Raw genomic sequence first — 20,808 nt, 5'->3', positions numbered from 1 at the left:
GTGCTGGAAGGGTCCGACGGGAGTGCGTCATGCGTACGATTCAGCGGCGGAGCACCGACGACCATCCGTTGCGGCCGGGCGTGCTGCTGCCGGTCCGGGACCTCGCCGTCGCCTGGTCGCTCATCGTCCTGATCGCCGTCCTGGCCTGGGCGCTCACCGTGGGCCAGGCCCTGGACATGGGCGTCGAGCCGGGCACGATGGGGATGGCGCTGCCGCTGTTCCTGCTGCTGTGGCTGGCGATGATGGCGGCGATGATGCTGCCCTCCGTCGCGCCCGTCGCGGTGACCTGGGCCAAGGGGATAGCCCGCCAGTCCAGCGGTCTCACCCGGGCGCTGCGGACCACCGAGTTCCTCTCCGGCTATCTGCTCGCGTGGACGGCGTTCGGCCTGCTCGCGTACGGCGGGCTCGCGCTCACCGGTGCCCTGGTCGACAGGGACCCGGATGCCGGGAGGTGGATCGGGGCGGCCGCCTTCGCGCTGGCCGGGCTCTACCAGCTGGGCCCGCTCAAGGACATCTGCCTGCGGCACTGCCGCAGCCCGATGGCCCAGCTGATGCGGTACGCCTCGTACCGGCCGCGGCTGCGCGACCTCCGGGTGGGCCTGCACCACGGCGCGTACTGCGTCGGCTGCTGCTGGGCGCTGATGGTCGTCCTCATCCCGCTGGGCGTCATGAACATCGCGGCGATGGCGGGCCTGGCGGCACTGATCTTCCTGGAGAAGCTCTGGTACCGGGGCCCGCGGCTGGCCCGCCTGTCCGGCGTCGCCTTCCTGGTCCTTGCCGTCCTCGCCCTCTTCCAGGACTGGATGCTGCCGGGCCTGCAAGGGTCGATGGCACCGATGTGATGTCGGGGCCGTTCACATGCGTCCCGCGGGTGCTCCTGCCTCCTGCTCGCTGCTGAACACGAAGTCCGCCCGCTCGCCGTACGCAGGGTCGAAGCTCAGTCCGAACGCCGACGACGAGCCGGTGGTGCGGCCGATCTCGTACTCGGTGGAGAAGCCGAACATCGCGTTCTTCACGGTGGTCGGGGTCCCGTCGGGTCCGCGCAGCGGCTCGTACGAGATCGTCGAGTGCCCGGCGACCGTGGCGCCGGGGCTCTCGCCCTGGGTGACCGTGACCTCGCCGCGTTCGGATCCGAGGAACTCCCCGATGAACTGGGCGAGCTGGGCGAAGGGACCGCCCTCGTTACCGGAGAGGATCCTTCCGATGGCCTCGGCCTGCGCGTCGCTGGCGTCGTTGTCGACGACCACTCCGACCTTCCAGTCGCCGCCCGTCAGGTGCGTGGGGAAGAGGTTGTAGAAGGCGAAGTCGACCCCCGCGAGGTCGGTGTCGTCCAGGCGTCCCTCGGCGATGTGGAACGCCGCGATGCCGCGGCACTCGGTGCCGCCCTGTCCGTCGTTCGGCTGGGCGTCGACGCTGCATCCGCAGAGCAGCGCGCACGAGCAGCTTGCGACGTAGTGCCCGGAGATTGAGTACGTCATGGGACCGTTCCTCTCGCTCGCCGGTGCGCCAAGCCGGTTCTTCAACGGTAGGCACGCGTGCGGGGGCTGTAAACTGCCCGATGATTCTCGATGTCGATTCCAGATCGAGAATCAATGGCGAGGCGAGGGGTGCCGCCGGATCCGGGTGTCCGAATTCGCGACGTTCATCCCGTCTGTCAGGATGTGGCACCGTGATCGCACTCTTCGTCCTGCTCACCCTGCTGTTCCTGTGGGTCCTCGTCTCGCACCGCTTGTCGCGGTGGAGCATCACCGCTCCGATCACCTTCGCCGCGGCCGGCATCCTGCTCAGCGGCGGCGACCACCCGGCCGTTCCCATCGACGTGGACACCCATTCCTTCCAGCGGGCCTTCGAGCTCGTCCTCGCGGTCATGCTGTTCACGGACGCCACCGAGGCCCGGGAGTACGTGCGGCTGCGCGGCCCGGTGGGCGAGGTGCGGCTGCTCGGGCTCGCCCTGCCGGGGTCGCTCGTCCTCGCCACGCTGTTCGGCGCCCTCGTCTTCCCCGGCACCGGCTGGTGGCTGCTCGCCGTCACCGCCCTCGTCGTCATGCCCATGGACCTCGCCCCCGTCCTGATGCTCCTGCGTGACGAGCGGCTGCCCCTGCGGGTGCGTGCGGCACTCAACATCGAGGGCGGCTTCAACGACGGGCTCATCTCCCCGCTCTTCGTGTTCTGCCTCGCCCATCTCGTCTCCGGGGGCGACACCTTCGGACACCTCGTCCTGAACGCCCTCAAGGGCGCGGTGTACGCGACGATCGTCGGCTCGGTCCTCGGATTCCTGGCCTCCCGCGCGGTGCGGTGGTCACTGAGGTCCGGCTGGGCCGAGCCCGCGAGCCTGCGCCTGGCCGGTCTCGCCCTGCCCTTCCTGACCTACGCGGCCTCCGTCCTCGTCGACGGCAACGGTTTCGTCGCGGCCTTCGTCGCGGGCATCTGGTACGCGCAGGTCGTGTCCGAGCTCAGCGAGGACTCCCTCGACCTGGTCGAAGACGTCAGCCATCTGCTGGCCCTGGCCGCCTGGTACGCCTTCGGAGCGGTCGCGACGCAGGCGTTCGCCGGCGGGCACGCCCTCCAGTACGTCGGCTACGCGCTGCTCGTCCTCGTCGTGGCCCGCTCCGTGCCCGTGGTCGCCTCGCTCTCCGGAACGGCGTTCAGCCGCCCCGAGCGCGCCGCGATCGGCTGGCTCGGCCCCCGCGGCGTCACCTCGATCGTCTTCGCGGTCCTCGCCTTCGCCCAGCTCCGGGGCGACGACGCGTCCTTCGTCGTCAACGTGACGGCCACGACCGTCCTGCTCAGCGTCGTCCTGCACGGGGTGACGGCGGAACCCATCGCCCGCTGGTTCGCCCGGAACCCGCAGCCCGAGGGGGCCGGTCCGTTGAGGTGAGGACGGGCCTTCCCCGCGGCGACGACGTCATGCCACGCCCCGGACACGGCCGACGAGGAGGCCCCCGAGGAGGATGACCAGGGCCGCCGTCACGTAGAGGCCGGTGTAGCCGCCGAGGTGGGCGATGACCGGCGAGGCGAGGGCGGGGGCGAGGACCTGGGGGCCGGAGTTGGCGATGTTGATGACGCCGAGGTCCTTGGCGCGGTCGGCCGCCTCCGGCAGGACCTGGGTGACCAGGGCCTGGTCGACGGCGAGGTAGATGCCGTACCCCGCGCCGAGGACGGCCGCGGCGGCGAGCGCGGACGGCCAGGTGTGGAGCAGGGCGAGCAGCAGCGCGGCGGCGGCCATGATCAGTGAGCAGAGGACGACGAAGCCCTTGCGGCGTCCCGCGCGGTCGGACAGGACCCCCACGGGGACTGCCGTGAGCGCGGCGCAGAGGGTGTAGACCACGGTCAGGATCAGGACGCCGGTGCCGGGGTCGCCGTAGTGGACGGCGTCGGCGAGGAAGTAGAACAGGTAGAGGGTCCCGAGCGCGTTCCCGAGGTTGATCAGGCACCGGGTGAGCCACGCCCAGCCGAAGTCGGGGTGCTGACGGGGGCTCAGCCAGAACGAGCGGGCGAACGCGCGGCCGTCGAAGGCGGGACGCAGGGCCCGGGGCAGGGCGGGCTCGGTCTCGCGCAGCACGAAGGGGAGGGCGAGCGCGACGGTGAGCACGGCGAGCGTGACATAGCCGGCCCCGACGCCCGTGACGAGGAGCGTGGTGATCAGCGCGCCGAGGACCAGGCCGATGGACTGCGTGAGGCCCGTCCATCCGGAGACCTGGGCGCGCTGCCCGAGCGGCACGCGGTCGGCGATCGGGGTGGTGACACCGGCCAGCATCGCGTTGAGGCCCGCCTGCGCGAGGCACCACCCGACGGCGACGCCCGCCACGGTGTGCTGGGCGGCGGTGACCGCGAGGCCCGCCGCCCCGGCGAGCGCGCCGCCGAGGATCCAGGGCCTGCGGCGGCCGAACCGGCTCGTCGTCCGGTCCGACCACGCGCCGGCGAGCGGGTTGGCGAGGACCGCGACCAGCGCGCCGAGGCCGGTGACCAGCGACAGGGCGGTGTTCTTGCCGTGCGGGTCGATGTGCTCCAGCTGGAGCGGCAGCAGGATCTGAATGGGCGTCATGAAGGCCATGAAGACGGCCAGGGTGGCCAGCGAGAGACTCGCCGTCCACCCGGCCGTGACCGGGACGGTGGGCTCGGCGAGGACGGCGGCCCGGCCGGCCCCGTCCGCCGTGCCCTGCGTGCGGGCCCGGGTCATGAGGAGGTGCGGGCCCGCTGCGCGGCGATCAGGTCGCGGTACCAGGCGAAGCTCGCCCGGGGCGTGCGGCGTCCGGTGGCGAAGTCGACCTCGACCAGGCCGAAGCGCTGGTGGTACCCCTCGGCCCACTCGAAGTTGTCGAGCAGCGACCAGGTGAAGTAGCCGCGCACGTCCACCCCTCGGGCCACCGCGTCCGCGACGGCCGACAGGTGTCCGGCGAGGTAGTCGATGCGCTCCCGGTCGTCCGTACCGGCCGGCTGCGAGCAGCCGTTCTCGGTGATCCACACCGGCGGAAGCGCGCCGCCGTAGCGGGACGTGAGGCCGGTGAGGAGCTCCGTGAGCCCGTCGGGGGCGACCGGCCAGCCGAACTCCGTGCGCCGGTACTCCTCCTGAGGCTCCGCCAGATCGAAGGGAAGGCCGGCGGCGGGCTCGGCCGGGGCGGTCACCCAGGTCGGGTTGTAGTAGTTGATCCCGAGCCCGTCGAGCGGCGCGGCGATCGTGGCGAGATCGCCGTCGCGCACCACGCCTCCCCAGCTCGGATCGGCCATGCCGTAGGCCGAGAGATCGGGGTAACCGCCCAGGAGGACAGGGTCGTTGAAGAGCCTGTTGTGCAGGATGTCGTACGTCGAGGCCGCCGCCGCGTCGACGTCGGGACGGGCGTCCGTACGCAGACGCACGGGCGTGCAGTTGTTGGCGAGCAGCACCTGGCCGCCCGGGACGGCGGCCCGCAGCGCCTCCGTCGCGAGACCGTGGCCGAGCAGCTGGTGGTGCGCGACGGGCAGCGCGTCGAGGAGCAGGGCGCGGCCCGGGGCGTGGACGCCGAAGCCGTACCCGAAGGACATGTGCACGAAGGGCTCGTTCAGCGTGATCCACCGCTTGACCCGGTCGCCGAGCCGCTCCGCCGTCACCGCCGCGTACTCCGCGAACCGGTACGCGGTCGCGCGGTTCAGCCAGCCGCCCTCGTCCTCAAGGGCCTGCGGCAGGTCCCAGTGGAACAGGGTCGGCGTGGGCTCGATCCCGGCGGCGAGCAGCGCGTCGACCAGCCGGTCGTAGAAGTCGAGGCCGCGCGGCTCGACCTTGCCCGCCCCGGTCGGCAGGACGCGCGGCCAGGAGATCGAGAAGCGGTACGCGTCGAGCCCGAGCCGCCGCATCAGTGCGACGTCCTCGTCGAAGCGGTGGTAGTGGTCGCAGGCCACGTCGCCGGTGTCGCCGTCGCGGACGGCCCCGGGGCGCCGCACGAAGGTGTCCCAGATCGACGGCCCCTTTCCGTCCTCGTCGGCCGCGCCCTCGATCTGGTACGCGGCGGTCGAGGCGCCCCAGACGAAGTCGCCCGGGAACTGCGGGAGTGGGGGGAGTCCGGTGGGATCGGTGGGGCTGATGGTCACGGGCACCTGCCTTCACTGCGGCGCGCCGACTGCCGGCCGCCGTCCGAGGTGGGCCGCAACGTAACATGAACACATGTTCACGTTCTATGGTTGAGACAGGTTGGATTCACCGCTCCCCGGACTCGCCCTCCCCGGCCGTCATTCGGCCGTCAGTCGGCCGCGCAGGTCCTCCCAATAGCAGTGCAGCATCCGCTTGAGCTCGTCCACGGTCTCCAGGTCCGGCTCCCCGCCGCCCTTGAACACCTCGTGCAGCACGGCGTTGGCCGCCCACACCGCCATCCGCGTCGCCCGCCGCGCCCGCTCACCCCCGGCTCCGCCGGTCAGGTGCTCGATGATCCGCCGCAGGCCGTCGGCGATGAGCGCGTTGCTCGCCTCGTCCGCCCGGGCGAGCTCGGGGCTGAGGTGCCGTCCGGCCCACAGCGCCATCCCGCCCGGCTGGGACCGGAACAGCTCGGCGTAGACGTCGACCATCGTCCCCACCAGGTCGGTCAGTTCACCCGCGACGGCCCGCTCGACGAGCCCGTCGATCGCGGTCCCGAAGCCCTCCAGGTACCGCCGGCCGAGCGCGTCCACGACGGCGCTCTTGTCGGGGTGGAACTGGTAGATGCTGCCGACCGGCACGCCCGCCTCCTCGGCGATCCGCCGCATCGTCAGCGCCTCGTACCCCTCCTGGGACAGGATCCGGTCGGCCGCCACGAGGATGGCCTCGGCGCGGGCCCGGCTGCGCGCCTGCTGCGGCTGCCTGCGTACCCGCGGCCGCGCGTCCGGCTGGGGCTCCGGCTTCGTCGCTTCCGTCATCACACGGTTCTATCACTAACCTGCGTTGTTCCTAGAATGGTCCCGTGGAGGACATCGACGCGATCGCGGTGCTGCAGGATCCTGTACGGCGCCGCCTGTACGAGTACGTGGTGGCGCAGGGCCGCGAGGTCGGCCGCAACGAGGCCGCAGAGGCGACCGGGGTGGCGCGCACGCTCGCCGCGCACCATCTGGACAAGCTGACCGGCGCGGGGCTCCTGGAGAGCGGCAGCCGCCGCCTGTCGGGGCGCTCGGGGCCGGGGGCGGGCCGCCCCGCCAAGGTGTACACGCGGGCGCGGGGCGAGCGCTCGGTGTCGCTGCCCGCCCGCGACTACCGCACCGCCGCCGAGCTGCTCGCCGAGGCCGCCGAGCAGGCCGGGCTCGACGCCGGGCTCTGCGCGGCGGCGCGCCGCCGGGGCGAGGCCCTGCGCGGCCCCGAGGGTCCGTGCGGCGGCCTCGACGAGGCCATGGAGACGCTCGCGGCCCGCGGCTACGAGCCGTACCGGGAGGACGTCGAAGGGGAGGCCGCGGGTGCCGTCCGGATGCGCAACTGCCCCTTCCACGCCATCGCCGAAAGCTTTCCGCCGCTCGTCTGCGGCATGAACCTCGCGCTGCTCGAAGGGCTGCTCGGTACGGAGGGTCCCGTGCGCGCCCGCATGGACGCCCGGCCGGGGGAGTGCTGTGTGGTGGTCGAGGCTCGGCCTGAAGTCTAAAAACAACATTGATTGACATAGAAAACCGGCGCGTGCTGGGATGAGGCCATGACCGCACCCACGCACGCCTCCCACCTCGCCCAGCTCAACGTCGCGCGCCTCCGCCACCCCCTCGACGACCCGCGCGTGGCTCCGTTCGTCGAGATGCTCGACCCGGTCAATGCCGCCGCCGACGCGGCCCCCGGCTTCGTGTGGCGGCTCGTGGAGGACGGCGGGGCCGACGCCACCGGCCTGCGCCCGCTGGGCGACGACGTCATCGTCAACCTGTCGGTGTGGGAGACCCAGGAGCACCTGTGGGACTTCGCCTACCGCAGCGGGCACCTGGAGGTCATGCGGCAGCGCCGTGACTGGTTCCACCGGCACGTCGAGGCACACCTGGTGCTCTGGTGGGTGCCCGCCGGGCACGTCCCGACCGTCGCCGAGGCCGTCTCACGTCTTGAGGACCTCCGGGCGCACGGACCGTCCCCGCGCGCGTTCACCTTCGCCTCCTCCCACACCGCCGCCGAGGCCGCCGGGCACACGCCGGACGGCGACTCGGCGACGGTCTGAAACGGCCGACGGCCGACGGCTGCCGGTCCTCAGCCGAAGCCGGGGATGGGGTGGGACGGGGTCAGGGCGGCCGCGATGCGCTGGGCGATCGTGTGGGCCGAGTGGCCCGCCGCGGCATTCGGGCCGTTCGTGGTCGACACCGCGATGGCGAGCCGCTCGGACGGCAGGTAGTCCTGGGACGCCGAGTACCCGAAGAACAACGGGTGCTGGGACACCCAGCCGCCCAGGACGAGCACCCCCAGACCGTCGTGGGTGGCCTCCGTCTGCGCGAGGCAGACCGTCGCCGGACACGTGCGGGTGGCATGGCCCAGTCCGACCGTCCCCGGGTTCAGGAGTTCCCGGTACGACGAGGGCGAGAGCAGCCGGCCCGAGCCGATCCCGACGGCCGAGCCCGCCAGGTCGCAGATGTCGGTGGTCTCCACCGCCCCCGGAGCCGTGGTCCACGAGGGGTTCCAGAAGGTCGACTCCTCGTACGTCCCCCGGTCGGACGTGAAGGCGTGCAGGACGGGCGTGGGGATGTCGGGCGTGAAGCTGTTGCTCGTCTCGCGCAGCCCGAGCGGGCCGAGGACCTGACGCCGGAGCAGGACGTCGAGCCGCGTGCCGGTGATCTTCTCCAGGGCGGCGCCCAGGAGGACGAAGTTGGCGTGCGAATAGCTCCAGTTGGTGCCCGGCTCGTACCAGCGCTCCTTGCTCGTCGACAGCCGTACGAGCTCGTCGGCCGTCCACTGGCGGAACGGATTCGCCACGACGGCCCGCTGGAACTCGGGCAGGCGCACGTAGTCGACGAGACCGGTGGTGGAGGCCGCCAGCATCCGCAGGGTGATCCGGTCGCCGTCCTTCAGACCGGGCAGCCAGCGGGCGACGGGGTCGTCGAGGCGCACCCTGCCCTGGTCGACGAGCCGCAGCAGCGCCGTACCCATGTAGCTGATGGCGATGTTGCCGTTGCGGAAGTGCATGGCGGGCCTGGCCGGTACGCCCGTCATCGACTCGCCGAGCGCGGTGGTGACGAGCTCGCGGCCGTCGACGGTGACCCGCAGGATCACCGACTTGAGGTCCATCTCCGTCCTGGCCCGCTCGGCGATCCGCAGGATCTCGCGCGCCGGGCCGCGCTCGGGCGGCGGGGAGGCGACGCAGGGCCGGCCGTGGTGGGGGTCGTGCGTCGGGGCGCCGGCCGCCGCGGCCGGGGCGGCGAGGGCGAGGAGCGCGGCGACGGCGGTGACGGCGGCGCGGCGCGACCGTCGGGCGGACCGGCGCGGTCCGGGCTTGGAGCGGGGTGGTCTCATGGCCGGAGTATTGGCCGGTGGGGGCCACCCGACGGCCGAGGCGCCGCCGACCCGCGCGAACATCACCCGTCAGGCCCGCGCGGGCGGTGCGGCGGGTCGTCCGGGCGTGGAGCGGCGTCAGCCACGCGCGGGCGGTGCGGCGGGTCGTCCGCGCGGGGCGGAGCGTCAGGCCGTGGTCGCGTTCACCGCGTCCTCGATCAGGTTCACGACGTCCTCGGGCCGGGAGGCCAGGGAGGCGTGGCTGGCGTCGAGTTCGACGACCTTGCGCGGGTTCATGCGCGCGGCCATCCGGCGCTCGTTGTCCGGGTGGATCGCGTGGTCCTGGGTGGACACCTGGTACCAGCTCGGCTTGGTGCGCCAGGCGGGCGCGGTGACCGTGTCGCCGAAGGTGGAGCCGACCGGCGCCTTCTGGGTGACGGCCATGACCAGGGCCTCGTCGGCGGTGAGGTCCTGGCAGAAGGTCTGGTGGAACTCCTCCTTCTTGATCCAGAGGTATCCGTCGGAGTCCGGGACGATGCTGTCGAATCCCGCCGGCGGCATCTCCTGGCTGATCTGGCCCGGGCTCTCGCCGATGTCCGGCGCGAAGGCGGCGATGTAGACGAGCGCGGTGACGTTCGGCAGGTTGCCCGCCTCGGTGATGACCGCGCCGCCGTACGAGTGGCCGACCAGGACGACCGGCCCGGGGATCTGAGCGATCATCTTGCGGGTGCGTTCGGCGTCGTCGGCGAGCGAGGTCAGCGGGTTCTCGACGGCGTGGATCTCGCCGTACCCGCGTTTGTTCAGCTCGACGATGACCTTCGCCCAGTGGGCGGCGCCACCCCAGAAACCGTGGACCAGGACGATGGCGGGCTTGTCGATCATGGGCTCTCTTCCTCGCCGGAGGGACTCGCGTTGTGGTGCACAGATCACTCAGAGTGATTCTGTTGTACGGTCACCCGCGCGGCGAGGTGCGCGGTCCAGGGGAGTGACCCGCCCTACCCGATCAGCTCGTGCGTCAGCCGCATCAGGCGCTCGCGCGCCTCCGTGTCGTACGCCTGCTCGTGTGCCCGGGCATCGGTGAACCGGTCGAAGTAGCGGCCGGTGACCCCGGTCAGGTCCGGGTCGAGGAGCAGGCGTACGGTCGGGCGGACGCCCTCCTCCGTGGTGGTGACGGGCGTGAGGCCGTACGCGCGGACGGCGGGCGTGTCCATGAGGTGGGCCGGGTGCAGGGCGTTCACCGTGACCCCGGTGCCCTCCAGTTCGGCGGCCAGCTCGAAGGTCGCCATGATCATGGCGAGCTTGCTCCGGCAGTACGCGCGCAGGCCCTCGTAGTCCCGCTCCAGCATCACGTCGTCGAAGTCGAGGGCCTTCTGCCCGATGGAGGCGACGTTGACGACCCGCGCCGGAGCGGAGGCGGTGAGCAGCGGCAGCAGGGCGCGGGTGAGGGCGTAGGGGGCCAAGTGGTTGACCGCGAAGCGGAGTTCATGGCCCTGGCCGCTCAGCTCCCGGGTGAGCGGCTGTGCGCCGCCGCCGGCCACCGCGTTGTGGATCAGCCCGTCGAGGTGCGGCTCCGCCGCCCGGATCCGGGCCGCCATCGCGTGGACCTGCTCCAGGTCGGAGAGGTCGGCGAGGTAGGTACGGACGGTGGTGCCGGGGCCCGCGGCCCGGACCTCGGCGGCCACGGCCTCAAGGCGCTCGGTGTTCCGCCCGTGCAGGAGGAGGGTGCCGCCGCGGGGCGCCAGGTCGAGCGCGAGCGCGTGCCCCATGCCCTGGGTGACGCCGGTGATCAGAGTGGTGTGCTGGGTCATGGCGACGAGAGTGGCAGCGCCCGGCGGTCCGAGGGAGTGCGTACCGCACCTGGTGTCGACACCACCAGGCACGACACGCCCCTCCGGCGCACCCGCCACAGCACGCCCCTCCGGCCCCGCCCGGCACGGCACGCCCCTCCAGCCCCACCAGGCACGACAAGCCCCTCCCGCCCCGCCCGGCCGGCTCGAAGAGTCGGCCGGCCGGGCGGGACGTGTTCAGCGCAGGTCGAACCGGTCGAGGTTCATCACCTTGTCCCATGCCGCCACGAAGTCGCGCGCGAACTTCTCTCCCGCGTCCGCCGAGGCGTACACCTCCGCGACGGACCGCAGCTGGGAGTGCGAACCGAAGACGAGGTCGACCGGCGTGGCGGTCCACTTCACCTGGCCCGTGGCGCGGTCGCGGCCCTCGAAGACGTTCTCGTCGGCCGCCGAGGCCTTCCACTCCGTGCCCATGTCGAGGAGCCCGGCGAAGAAGTCGTTCGTCAGCGACTCCGGCCGGTCGGTGAAGGCCCCGTGCCGCGACTGCCGGAATCCGGTGCCGAGCACCCGCATGCCGCCGACGAGGACCGTCATCTCGGGGGCGGTCAGGGTCAGCAGGCTCGCGCGGTCGAGGAGAAGGGTCTCCGGCGACAGCTTCTCGCCCGCCCGGAGGTAGTTGCGGAAGCCGTCCGCCCGGGGTTCGAGCACCGCGAACGACTCCACGTCGGTCTGCTCCTGCGAGGCGTCGGTGCGCCCCGGCGCGAACGGGACCGTGACGTCGTACCCGGCGTTCTTCGCGGCCCGCTCCACCGCCGCGCACCCGCCGAGCACGATGAGGTCCGCGAGCGAGATCCTCGCCCCGGCCGAGCCCGTGAAGTCCGCGCGGATCCCTTCGAGGGTCTCGATCGTCCGGGCCACCTCGGGAAGGTCGTTGACCTCCCAGTCCTTCTGTGGCGCGAGCCGGATCCGCGCCCCGTTGGCGCCGCCGCGCTTGTCGGTGCCGCGGAAGCTCGCGGCCGACGCCCAGGCGGTGGTGACCAGCTGGGAGACGGAGAGCCCCGAGTCGAGGATCCTCGACTTGAGGGCGGCGACGTCCGCCTCGCCGACCAGCGGGTGGTCGACCGCGGGCACGGGGTCCTGCCAGAGCTGCGGCTCGGCGATCCACGGGCCGAGGTAGCGCGAGAGCGGGCCCATGTCACGGTGCAGCAGCTTGTACCAGGCCTTGGCGAAGGCCAGCGCGAGCTCCTCCGGGTGCTCGTGGAAGCGCTTGGCGATCGGCGCGTACACCGGGTCGAGCCGCAGCGAGAGGTCCGTCGTCAGCATCATCGGGGCGTGCCGCTTCGACGGGTCGTGCGCGTCGGGCACGGTGCCCTTCGCCGCCGGGTCCTTGGGGGTCCACTGCTGGGCGCCGGCGGGGCTGGTCGTCAGCTCCCACTCGTACCGGAACAGGTTGTCCAGATAGCCGTTGTCCCACGTCGTCGGCTCGTTGGTCCACGCCCCTTCGAGCCCGCTGGTCAGCGTGTCGACGCCCTTGCCGGTGCCGTACGTGTTCCGCCAGCCGAGGGCCTGCTGCTCCATCGGGGCGGCTTCGGGCTCCGGGCCGACGTACTGCGGATCGACCGCGCCGTGACACTTGCCGAAGGTGTGGCCGCCGATGATGAGCGCGGCGGTCTCCTCGTCGTTCATCGCCATGCGCCCGAACGTCTCCCGGATGTCCCGGGCGGCGGCGACCGGGTCCGGGTTGCCGTTGGGGCCCTCGGGGTTGACGTAGATCAGGCCCATCTGCACGGCGCCGAACGGGCCGGTGAGCTGGCGGTCGCCGCTGTAGCGCTCGTCGCCGAGCCAGGTGTCCTCGGGGCCCCAGTAGATCTCCTCGGGCTCCCACACGTCCGGGCGCCCGAAGCCGAACCCGAAGGTCTTGAACCCCATGGACTCCATGGCGCAGTTCCCGGCGAAGACCAGCAGGTCGGCCCAGGAGATCTTCCGCCCGTACTTCTGCTTGACCGGCCAGAGCAGTCGGCGCGCCTTGTCCAGGCTCGCGTTGTCCGGCCAGCTGTTCAGCGGGGCGAAGCGCTGGGCGCCGCGGCCGCCGCCGCCCCGGCCGTCCGCGATGCGGTACGTCCCCGCGGCGTGCCAGCTCATCCGGATGAAGAGCGGCCCGTAGTGGCCGTAGTCGGCGGGCCACCACTCCTGGGAGTCCGTCATCAGCGCGATGACGTCCCGCTTCAGCGCCTCGACGTCGAGGCCCGCGAACTCCTTCGGGTAGTCGAAGTCCTCGCCCATCGGATCGGACAGGGGCGAGTTCTGATGGAGGACCTGGAGGTCCAGCTGGTTCGGCCACCAGTCCGCGTTGGTCTTGGGCCGGGTCTCGGTGGGGGTGGGGGAGTTGATGGCCGGGTTCTCGCTGTCGCTGCCGGGCACGTGGGTCCTTCTTCCGCTCATCTGTGACGGTGTCGGCGTCCGTCATGGTCGCGTACGGCGCCCCGCGTGGCGGCGATAACACGCAGAGCCGGGCCAACCGACAGAAATGATCGGAAGGAGGGACTTTCGTATCAGTGGAAGGTCGGTCCCTATCGGGCGATCAGTGCCCGGGCGGCCCGGGCGATGTGCGTACGGGAGATTCCGCACGCGTCGAGGAGCTCATCGGTGGTGCCGGAGCCGGGCAGGTCCGTGACGGCGAGATGGCCGAAGCTGAGGTGGGGGAAGGCGGGCCGCCCGGAGTCCGCCGCGAGCGCCGACAGGACGGCCTCGCCGAGCCCGCCCTCGGCATGGTGGTCCTCGACGACCAGGACGGCGCCGGTCTCCCGGGCCGCGCGCGCGAGGGTGCCCCCGTCGACGGGCTTGACCGAGTACAGGTCGACGACCCTGGCCCGTACCCCTTCGGCGGCCAGTTCCTCGGCGGCCGCCAGGCACTCGTGCAGGGTGACGCCGGCGCCGACGAGCGTGACCCGGTCGTCCGGGCTCTGGCGCAGGGTCTTCGACCCGCCGACGGGGAACGTCTCGTCACCGTCGTACAGGACCGGGTAGGCCCCGCGGGTGGCGCGCAGGTAGGAGATCCCGTCCCGGTCGGCCATGGCCGCGGTCAGGGCGGCCGCGGAGGTCGCGTCGCTCGGGTACAGCACGGTGGAGCCGAGGACGGCGCGCATCATGGCGAGGTCCTCGAGACCCATCTGCGACGGGCCGTCCGCGCCGATCTCGACTCCGCAGTGCGACCCGCACAGCGCCATCGAGATCCGCGAGACGGCGGCCATCCGGATGAAGTCGTGCGCCCGGGTGAGGAAGGCGGAGAAGGTCGCGGCGTACGGGTGGAAGCCGCGCACGGCCATGCCGACCGCGTCCGCGATCATCTGCTGCTCGGCGATGTACGTCTGGAAGTACCGCTCCGGGTGGGCCTTCGCGAACTCCTCGGCGTGGGTCGAGTTGCCGACCTCGGCGTCGAGGACGACGACGTCCGGCCGGGCACCGAGCGCGGCCAGGGCGGCACCGAACGCCACCCGGGTGGCCACCTTGTCGCCGACCTCGTAGCGGGGCAGCTCGACCGGCTCGGCATGCCGGCCGGAGGGGCGCTCGGGCGGACGGGCGGGCGGCAGCGGACCGCGCACCCGCAGATCGCGTACGCCGCCGAGTTCGGCCACCGCACGGGCGGCCAGGTCCTCGGGCAGCGCCTTGCCGTGCCAGCCGTCCTTGTCGGCGACCTCCGCCACACCACGGCCCTTCACGGTCCGCGCGACGACGACGGTCGGCGCCCGTCCGACGGCGGCCGCGGTCAGGGCCCGGTCGATCGCCTCGAGGTCATGGCCGTCGACGACGAGCGCCCGGCACCCGAAGGCCTCCACGCGGCGGGCGTACGTGTCGGTGTCCCACTCCAGCTCGGTGGGCCCGCTCTGGCCGAGGCGGTTCACGTCGAGCAGGACGGTGAGGTTGCCGAGCCGGTGGAGTCCGGCCTTGTCGAGGGCCTCCCACACGGAGCCCTCGGCCGTCTCGCCGTCCCCGCACAGCACCCACACCCGGGAGGAGCGCCGCTCCAGGTGCCGGAGCGCGAGGGCGATCCCGACGGCGTAGCCGACGCCCTGGCCGAGGGAGCCGGTGGCCACGTCCACCCAGGGCAGCTCGGGCGTCGGATGGCCCTGGAGCCGGTGGCCGAAGCGGCGGTACGTCGACAGCAGCTCGTCGTCGCCGATCGCCCCGGCGGCCTTGAACATCGCGTACAGCAGGGGCGACGCGTGCCCCTTGGAGAAGACCAGGTGGTCACCGGCCGGGTTGTCGGGCGCCGCCCAGTCGTAGCGGAGGTGGCGGGTCATCAGGACCGCCATCAGATCGGCCGCCGACAGACTGGAGGTCGGGTGCCCGGAGCCCGCGGCCGTACTGGCCCGCACCGAGTCCACCCGGAGCTGCTGGGCGAGCTCGGAGACCCGGGAGAGGTCGCTGTGGGGGCCGAGCGTGGTGGGGGTGAGGGGTGGTGCGGTCATGACCGGGTCCTTTCCGATCGGTCCGTCCGCAGCCGGTCCCTTCCGGCCGGCTCCGTCCGCACCGGTGCGTCCTGACGGCTCCCTCCGTACCGCGCGGCCCTCACGCGGCACGCAGGACCTCCGCGGCGTCCTCCTTCCCGGACAGGCCGGCGCGCACGAGGGCGGCCGCAAGGCGGGCCAGGTCCTTCGGGGGGACATGACGGGCGAGGCCCGCCGGGGTGTGCGGGAGGCCGAGGCCGGCGGCCTCCCTCAGCGCGCGTTCGTCGAAGTACGGGCGCAGCTCCGGCCAGACCGCCTGCACCTCGCGGCAGAAGATGCCCGCGCCCACCGGGCCGATCCTGGGCACCTCCCGGAGCAGCTCACGGAGCTTCTCCGTGTCGCCTGAGGCCTGCTCGCGCAGGCGCCGCAGATCGCCCTGGTAGCGGTCGAGGACCAGCGCCGCGCCGTCCCCCAGGGCGGTCGCCGTGCTCTCGTCGTACCGGACGTAGTGCGCCCGCCCGAGCGCGTCCACGCGGGCCTGCCAGGAGGAGTCCGCCATGGCGCGGGGGGTCCGCAGCCCGGCGGCGAACAGTTCGCGGGCGGCGGCCGTGGCGATGCCGGCCCTGATCCGGACCGAGCACAGGACGGTGAGGACGAGGAGCCGGTACAGCGGCGCGGGCTCGTCCCGCAGGGTGATCCCGGCCTCCTCGGCGTACGTCCTTCCGTACGCGCGCAGCAGCCGGGCGATCCCTTCGGCGGTGTCCATCGGGACCTCCTCCGCCGTCCGTCAGTGCAGCAGACCCAGCAGGAACAGCATGGTCGTACGTCCTTCCGCTGACCGCCCCCGCCACCGGCACGTTGCTCCGCCGCCCACCCTCCTTCGGCCCGCCTCTACCCGCACGGGCCCGCACTCACGCGTACGGTTCGGCACTCACGCGTACGGTTCGGCACTCGCGCGTACGGTCCCGCGGTCACGCGTACGGTCCCGCGGTCACGCGTACGGTCCCGCGGTCACGCGTACGGGACGGGGCACCGGGTAGTCGGTCGGGAGGAGAGGACGGGACACGCGCTCCGTCCGCCCCCTCGGGCCCGACCGGGAACGAGAGTGAGAAGGGGCACGATCATGAACTTCAGCGACGGCAGATCCCACGTGGTCGTGGGTGTCGACGGCTCGCCCGCGTCGTACGCGGCGCTGCGGTGGGCGGTCCGGCAGGCGCGGGAGACCGACGCGACCCTGGAGGTCGTGGGCGTCTACGACGTGCCCGGGGCGACGGGATGGTCCGCGCCACCCGTGGACGCCGCGTTCGACGCGGAACAGGCCACGAAGGCGCTGTCCGAGGAACTCGGCTCCGTGCTCCCCCGGAGCGACGAGGGACCGCCGCTCGAACAGCACGTCGTCCGGGGCAACCCCGCCAAGGTGCTGATCGAGGCGTCCACCGGCGCCGACCTGCTCGTCGTCGGCAGCCGGGGCCGGGGCGGCTTCGCTAGCCTGCTCCTGGGCTCGGTCAGCCAGCAGTGCGCCGTGCACGCGCACTGTCCCGTCGTCATCGTCCGCGCGGAAGCCCCCGAACACGCGGGCGCCGCGGAGACGACGCCGTGACGCCCGTCCCGCAGTACCGCGGAGGTCGGTTCCCATGAACGCGTCGATGTCCCTCGTCCACGTCCCAGGTGGCCCTCTCCTGCTCCCCGCCGACGAGGTGACCCTCCTCCTGCGGCGCCTCGCGGCCCGCTGGCAGGAATCGGCCGAAGACTACGACTCGGGCCTCGAACCCGAGACGGTCGAGGCGCTGGTCGGCTCGCTGACGGAGGTCGCCGACCGGATCGACGCCGAGTGCATCGCGCTCATGCCCCTCACCCACGGGGGAGAGACCCCGAGCGAAGGAAGGTGACCGGGATGAACGAGCGGAAGCAGCCACGACGTCCGGACAAGCCACTTCCCCGGGATCCCGAGGACCAGCAGGTCACGACGGAGGACCCGCTGTCCGTCCCCCTCCCCGAGGGGGCGGGCGAGGGGACCGCGCCGGACACCGACGACGCAGGCACCGGCCCCCGGGGCCGGGTGCGCGAGGGCACCGTCCATCCCGAGCACCCCGCCCCGGAGGAGCCGTCCGGCTGACGGGGGCGGTGAGCCGGATGGCCCGGCCGATATGGACGGGAAACCTGGCGTTCGGGCTGGTCAGCCTGCCCGTCGGCCTCTACACGGCCACAGACCGGCACACCGTCCGCTTCCATCAGCTCCAGCGCGGCACCTCGGACCGCGTCCGCAACCGCCGCGTGAACGAGCGCACGGGGGAGGAGGTCGCCCTCGACGACGTCGTCAAGGGCTTCGACGCCGGGGACGAGTACGTCCTCGTCGAACCCCGTGAACTCGACGACATCGCCCCGGGCCGCTCGAAGACGCTGGAGATCCAGGGCTTCGTCGACCTCGACGAGGTCGACCCGATCTTCTTCGACAAGACGTACTACCTCGGCCCCGTCGGCACGGAGCACGGGAAGATCTACCGTCTGCTCGAACAGACCCTGTCCCGGGCGAACCGGGCCGGCATCGCCACGTTCGTCATGCGGCAGCGCGAGTACCTCGTCGCGGTGAAGGCCGAGAACGGGCTGCTCACCTGCCACACCCTCCACTGGGCCGACGAGATCCGCGACCCGGGCGAGGAGATCGACACCCTGCCCGGCCGGCCGAGGACCTCCGAGAAGGAACGGAAGACGGCCGAGCAGCTCGTCGAGGCCATGGCGGTCGACTGGGACCCCGAGGCCTACCGGGACACCTTCCAGGAGAAGGTGGCCGCGCTGATCGAGGCGAAGAAGGCCGGAGAGACCGTGGAGAAGGCCGAACCGCCGGGCGAGTCCACGAACGTCATCGACCTCATGGACGCCCTGCGCGCCAGCGTGAAGCACGCGCGCGGCGGCTCCCGGAAAGCGAGCCGGAAACCCGGCCGGAAGTCGGATCAGGGCCTGCGGGACCTCACGAAGTCCGAGCTGTACGAGCGGGCCGCGGACGCCGGCATACGGGGCCGCTCCAGCATGACGCGCGACGAACTCATCGACGCCCTCGCCGCCTGAACCGCCGGAAGCGCGCCGCCGTGGAGGGGAGCGCACGAGTAGAATCCGGATCGGATCGGCACAAACCGATCCACATCAACCAAACCGCACCAACCAAGCCGCACCAACCGATCCACACACTCCGGATGCACGCGCCACGGCGGGACGGAGGTCGACTTGACCGGTTCTGCCGACTCCACGGGGCCCCCGGCCCTCGCCCGAGCGGACCACGGCTTCTCCGAACTCGCCGCCGAGAACCGCTGGCTGCGCGACCGGCTCGCCCGACGCCACCTGCTCGACCTCGCGGCCGGAGTGCTCGCCGCGCAGCTCCGGCTGCCCCCCTCCGAAGCGGGCGAGTACCTCTCCGCCCTGGCGCAGGCGACCGGCCTCACCGCGGAGGACCTCGCCGCGGACATCGTGAACGCGGCCGCCGGCGCGGAGGGCGGCGGCGCGAAGAGCGACGGTCCGCGGCGTGACGGCCGGCAGCGCGGCGATCCCCAGCGTGACGGCCCGCAACGCGGTGGTCCGCAGCGCGAGGAAGCCCCCTCCGAGCGCCCCGCCGAGGCGCGCCGGGCCCGTCGCGCGGCCGCGGCCGCGGAGACAGCCGACACGGTCGGCGAGGCGGCCCGGACGCTCCTGAAAGAGGGGCTCGCCCCCCTCGGCGCGGACAGCCTCTGGCTGTGGCAGCGCGTCGACCGCGACTGCCTGCGGCTCGCCGGCTGCGCGGGGACGGGAGCCGCCGAGGCCGCCGCCTGGCAGTGGATCCCGCCCGCCGCCCCCGAGCCGTTCCGTACCGTCCTCGCCGAGAACGCACCGGTGTGGCTGGAGGACGGGCCGCCCGCCGGCGAACCCCTCCCGGGACCCACCGACCGGGCCGCCCGTGCCCTGCTCCCGCTGCGCCGCCGCGACCGCACGGTCGGCCTCGCCCTCGTCGGCTGGCCGGGCCCGACCGCGCTCGACGGCACGGCACGCCGGGCCGTCACCGGACTCATGGACGTCGCCGGCACGGTCCTCGACGCCTCGGCCTCGGCGCCCGCCGCCGTCCCCGTCCTCGTCGACGTACTCGACTCCCTCACCCAGCCGGCCCTCCTGCTCGCCGTGCCCGGGACGTCGGAGCCGCCCGCCGTGGCGCACCTCAACGACGAGGCGGCCACCGCGCTCGGGGGCGCCTCCCCCGGGGGCGACGCCTCTCTGGCCCGCGCCTTCCCCCTCGTCCACGCCGACCTGGCGCGCATGGCGCGCCGCGCCGCCGGCACCGCGCGCACCCAGCGGGCCGCCAGGCTGCCCGCGTCCGCCCGGCCCGGGGACCCGCCGCCGCTCCTCGACGTCCGCGTGCTGCCGGCCGGCGGAAGGCACGCCGTGGTGCTGTGGCACACCGTCGGCGCCACCGGCCTCGCCGCGGCCCGGGCGGTCGCCCGGCTGCAGAGCGTCGCCCCCTTCCAGGACAGCCTGACCGGCGGCGGGACGCTGTGGTCACCGGAGGCGTACGGCATCTTCGGCATCGCGCGGGACGAACCGCCGGTGCCGCTCGCGGAGCTGCGCGACCGGGTGCGCCCGGACGACCGGGACGCCCTCGCCGCCCTCGTGACGACCGTGACCGAACGGCAGACGGGCGGGCAGACGGTCCTGCGGATCGTGCTTCCCGACGGCACCGTGCGCCATGTGCGCGTGGCCGCCGAGCCGCTCATCGCGGAGGGGACCGTCACCGGCCTCGCCGGGGTCTACCAGGACGTGTCGGACAGCCGCAGGACCGAGGCCGCGCTCACCGCCACCTTCGACCACCTGACCGCGCTCCACGACCAGGCGGAGCTGCGCCACCAGCTGGCCCTCCAGCTCCAGCAGGCGATCGTGCCCGAGGTGCCCGGGCTGCAGGAGATGCCCGGGGACCTGGTGGTGGCCGCCCGGTACCGGCCGGCGGCGCAGGAGTACCGGGTCGGCGGCGACTGGTACGACGTGCTCGCGCTGCCGAGCGGCAGGATCCTCGTGGCCGTCGGCGACATCGCGGGGCACGGCATCGACGCCGTCACCGGCATGGTGGCGCTCCGCAACGCCCAGCGGGGGCTCGCCTTCACCGGCCACTCGCCCCGGCGGCTCATGGAGTGGCTCAACGAGGTGACCCTGCGCACGGGAGGCGGCATCACGGCGACCGCCGTCTGCGCCCTGTACGACCCCGAGGACCGCGGTCTGCTCTGGACGAGCGCCGGACACCTGCCGATGGTGCTGCTCAGGGACGGTACCGCGCGGCTGCTCGAACCGCCGCAGGACCTCCTGCTCGGCGCGGTCCCCGCGTACGCCTACCGGGAGCAGCGGATCGGGCTGCGCCCCGGGGACACCCTGCTGCTGTACACCGACGGGCTGATCGAGCGCCGCCACGACGGCCTCGACGAGGGCGTGGCGCGGCTCGCCGCCGACGCGGAGCGGCTCGCCGGCCACGCGCCGGACACCCTCGTCGACGCCCTGCTCGCCACGGCGGCCGGGGACACCGACGACGACACCAGCATCGTCGCCGTACGGGTCAGGGGGCGGCCGCCGTCCGCCTGACCCCGCCGGCCGCGCCGTCCGCTTGCCCCTCCGTCCGCCTGCCCCCTCCGTTCGACGGACCCGCAGGCCGGCACGCCCGGTCGGCGCCTGTTGCGGTCGGACC

19 protein-coding genes are annotated in these 20,808 nt (G+C 73.1%); 9 read left to right on the top strand and 10 right to left on the bottom strand.

The window, feature by feature from the left end; all coding sequences use genetic code 11:
- Positions 1-29: 29 nt before the first annotated feature.
- A complete protein-coding gene (locus ACZ7HT_RS21025; protein ID WP_471167896.1) occupies positions 30-842 on the top strand; it encodes a DUF2182 domain-containing protein in 813 nt (270 codons plus the stop codon).
- 12 nt (positions 843-854) lie between these two features.
- On the opposite strand, the gene ACZ7HT_RS21020 is transcribed toward ACZ7HT_RS21025, so the two are convergent.
- Positions 855-1,478 (bottom strand): DUF1326 domain-containing protein, encoded by a 624-nt coding sequence (locus ACZ7HT_RS21020; protein WP_471167893.1) that lies wholly within the window; start codon positions 1,476-1,478, stop codon positions 855-857.
- 191 nt (positions 1,479-1,669) lie between these two features.
- On the opposite strand from ACZ7HT_RS21020, the gene ACZ7HT_RS21015 reads away from it, so the two are divergent.
- Positions 1,670-2,878 carry a cation:proton antiporter gene (locus tag ACZ7HT_RS21015; protein WP_471167891.1) on the top strand — a complete coding sequence of 403 codons (1,209 nt, stop codon included), beginning with the start codon at positions 1,670-1,672 and terminating at the stop codon, positions 2,876-2,878.
- A gap of 27 nt (positions 2,879-2,905) precedes the next feature.
- Here the strand turns inward: ACZ7HT_RS21015 and ACZ7HT_RS21010 are convergent, their stop codons facing one another.
- From ACZ7HT_RS21010 to ACZ7HT_RS21000, 3 genes are all read right to left on the bottom strand, one after another.
- Positions 2,906-4,180: an MFS transporter gene (locus tag ACZ7HT_RS21010; protein WP_471167888.1), complete on the bottom strand. Its 1,275-nt coding sequence runs from the start codon at positions 4,178-4,180 to the stop codon at positions 2,906-2,908.
- The gene (locus ACZ7HT_RS21005) at positions 4,177-5,571 is read right to left on the bottom strand and encodes a GH1 family beta-glucosidase (RefSeq protein ID WP_471167885.1); all 1,395 of its coding nucleotides are present in this window, start codon (positions 5,569-5,571) and stop codon (positions 4,177-4,179) included. Before ACZ7HT_RS21005 ends, ACZ7HT_RS21010 begins: the two co-directional genes overlap by 4 nt.
- A 132-nt stretch (positions 5,572-5,703) precedes the next feature.
- On the bottom strand, positions 5,704-6,363 hold the full coding sequence (locus ACZ7HT_RS21000; protein ID WP_471167883.1) for a TetR/AcrR family transcriptional regulator: 660 nt from the start codon (positions 6,361-6,363) through the stop codon (positions 5,704-5,706).
- Between the two features lie 44 nt (positions 6,364-6,407).
- Here ACZ7HT_RS21000 and ACZ7HT_RS20995 point away from each other — a divergent pair, with 44 nt between their 5' ends.
- Entirely contained in the window at positions 6,408-7,073 is a 666-nt protein-coding gene (locus tag ACZ7HT_RS20995; RefSeq protein WP_471167880.1) for a helix-turn-helix transcriptional regulator, read from the top strand.
- A gap of 48 nt (positions 7,074-7,121) precedes the next feature.
- On the top strand, positions 7,122-7,622 hold the full coding sequence (locus ACZ7HT_RS20990) for a DUF3291 domain-containing protein (protein WP_471167877.1): 501 nt from the start codon (positions 7,122-7,124) through the stop codon (positions 7,620-7,622).
- A gap of 29 nt (positions 7,623-7,651) precedes the next feature.
- Here ACZ7HT_RS20990 and ACZ7HT_RS20985 read toward each other — a convergent pair whose 3' ends face one another.
- The 6 genes from ACZ7HT_RS20985 to ACZ7HT_RS20960 all read right to left on the bottom strand — a co-directional run bounded on the left by ACZ7HT_RS20985 (position 7,652) and on the right by ACZ7HT_RS20960 (position 15,885).
- Entirely contained in the window at positions 7,652-8,905 is a 1,254-nt protein-coding gene (locus tag ACZ7HT_RS20985; RefSeq protein WP_471167875.1) for a serine hydrolase domain-containing protein, read from the bottom strand.
- 165 nt (positions 8,906-9,070) lie between these two features.
- Positions 9,071-9,766, bottom strand: a complete 696-nt coding sequence (locus ACZ7HT_RS20980; protein ID WP_471167872.1) for an alpha/beta hydrolase — start codon at positions 9,764-9,766, stop codon at positions 9,071-9,073.
- A 113-nt stretch (positions 9,767-9,879) separates the two neighbouring features.
- Positions 9,880-10,692, bottom strand: coding sequence for an SDR family NAD(P)-dependent oxidoreductase (locus tag ACZ7HT_RS20975; protein ID WP_471167870.1), 813 nt, complete (start codon positions 10,690-10,692; stop codon positions 9,880-9,882).
- Between the two features lie 216 nt (positions 10,693-10,908).
- Positions 10,909-13,113, bottom strand: a complete 2,205-nt coding sequence (gene katG / locus ACZ7HT_RS20970; protein WP_471167867.1) for a catalase/peroxidase HPI — start codon at positions 13,111-13,113, stop codon at positions 10,909-10,911.
- A gap of 128 nt (positions 13,114-13,241) precedes the next feature.
- Positions 13,242-15,140 (bottom strand): transketolase, encoded by a 1,899-nt coding sequence (locus ACZ7HT_RS20965; protein ID WP_471167864.1) that lies wholly within the window; start codon positions 15,138-15,140, stop codon positions 13,242-13,244.
- 100 nt (positions 15,141-15,240) lie between these two features.
- Positions 15,241-15,885, bottom strand: a complete 645-nt coding sequence (locus tag ACZ7HT_RS20960) for an endonuclease (RefSeq protein ID WP_471167861.1) — start codon at positions 15,883-15,885, stop codon at positions 15,241-15,243.
- Between the two features lie 357 nt (positions 15,886-16,242).
- On the opposite strand from ACZ7HT_RS20960, the gene ACZ7HT_RS20955 reads away from it, so the two are divergent.
- The 5 genes from ACZ7HT_RS20955 (at position 16,243) to ACZ7HT_RS20935 (ending at position 20,705) form a co-directional block, all read left to right on the top strand.
- The gene (locus tag ACZ7HT_RS20955; protein ID WP_471167859.1) at positions 16,243-16,719 is read left to right on the top strand and encodes a universal stress protein; all 477 of its coding nucleotides are present in this window, start codon (positions 16,243-16,245) and stop codon (positions 16,717-16,719) included.
- A gap of 34 nt (positions 16,720-16,753) precedes the next feature.
- Positions 16,754-17,008 (top strand): DUF6213 family protein, encoded by a 255-nt coding sequence (locus ACZ7HT_RS20950; protein WP_471167856.1) that lies wholly within the window; start codon positions 16,754-16,756, stop codon positions 17,006-17,008.
- 5 nt (positions 17,009-17,013) lie between these two features.
- Positions 17,014-17,235 carry a hypothetical protein gene (locus ACZ7HT_RS20945; protein WP_471167854.1) on the top strand — a complete coding sequence of 74 codons (222 nt, stop codon included), beginning with the start codon at positions 17,014-17,016 and terminating at the stop codon, positions 17,233-17,235.
- Positions 17,236-17,252: 17 nt separating this feature from the next.
- Positions 17,253-18,185, top strand: a complete 933-nt coding sequence (gene ku / locus ACZ7HT_RS20940; protein WP_471167851.1) for a non-homologous end joining protein Ku — start codon at positions 17,253-17,255, stop codon at positions 18,183-18,185.
- A gap of 156 nt (positions 18,186-18,341) precedes the next feature.
- Complete coding sequence (locus ACZ7HT_RS20935; protein ID WP_471167847.1) at positions 18,342-20,705, top strand: SpoIIE family protein phosphatase; 2,364 nt, start codon at positions 18,342-18,344, stop codon at positions 20,703-20,705.
- Positions 20,706-20,808 lie beyond the last annotated feature (103 nt).

The organism is Streptomyces sp. NPDC037410 (assembly GCF_055602235.1).
The sequence above is the reverse complement of the archived record's forward strand: the minus strand, read 5'-3'. Positions and strand labels throughout refer to the sequence as shown.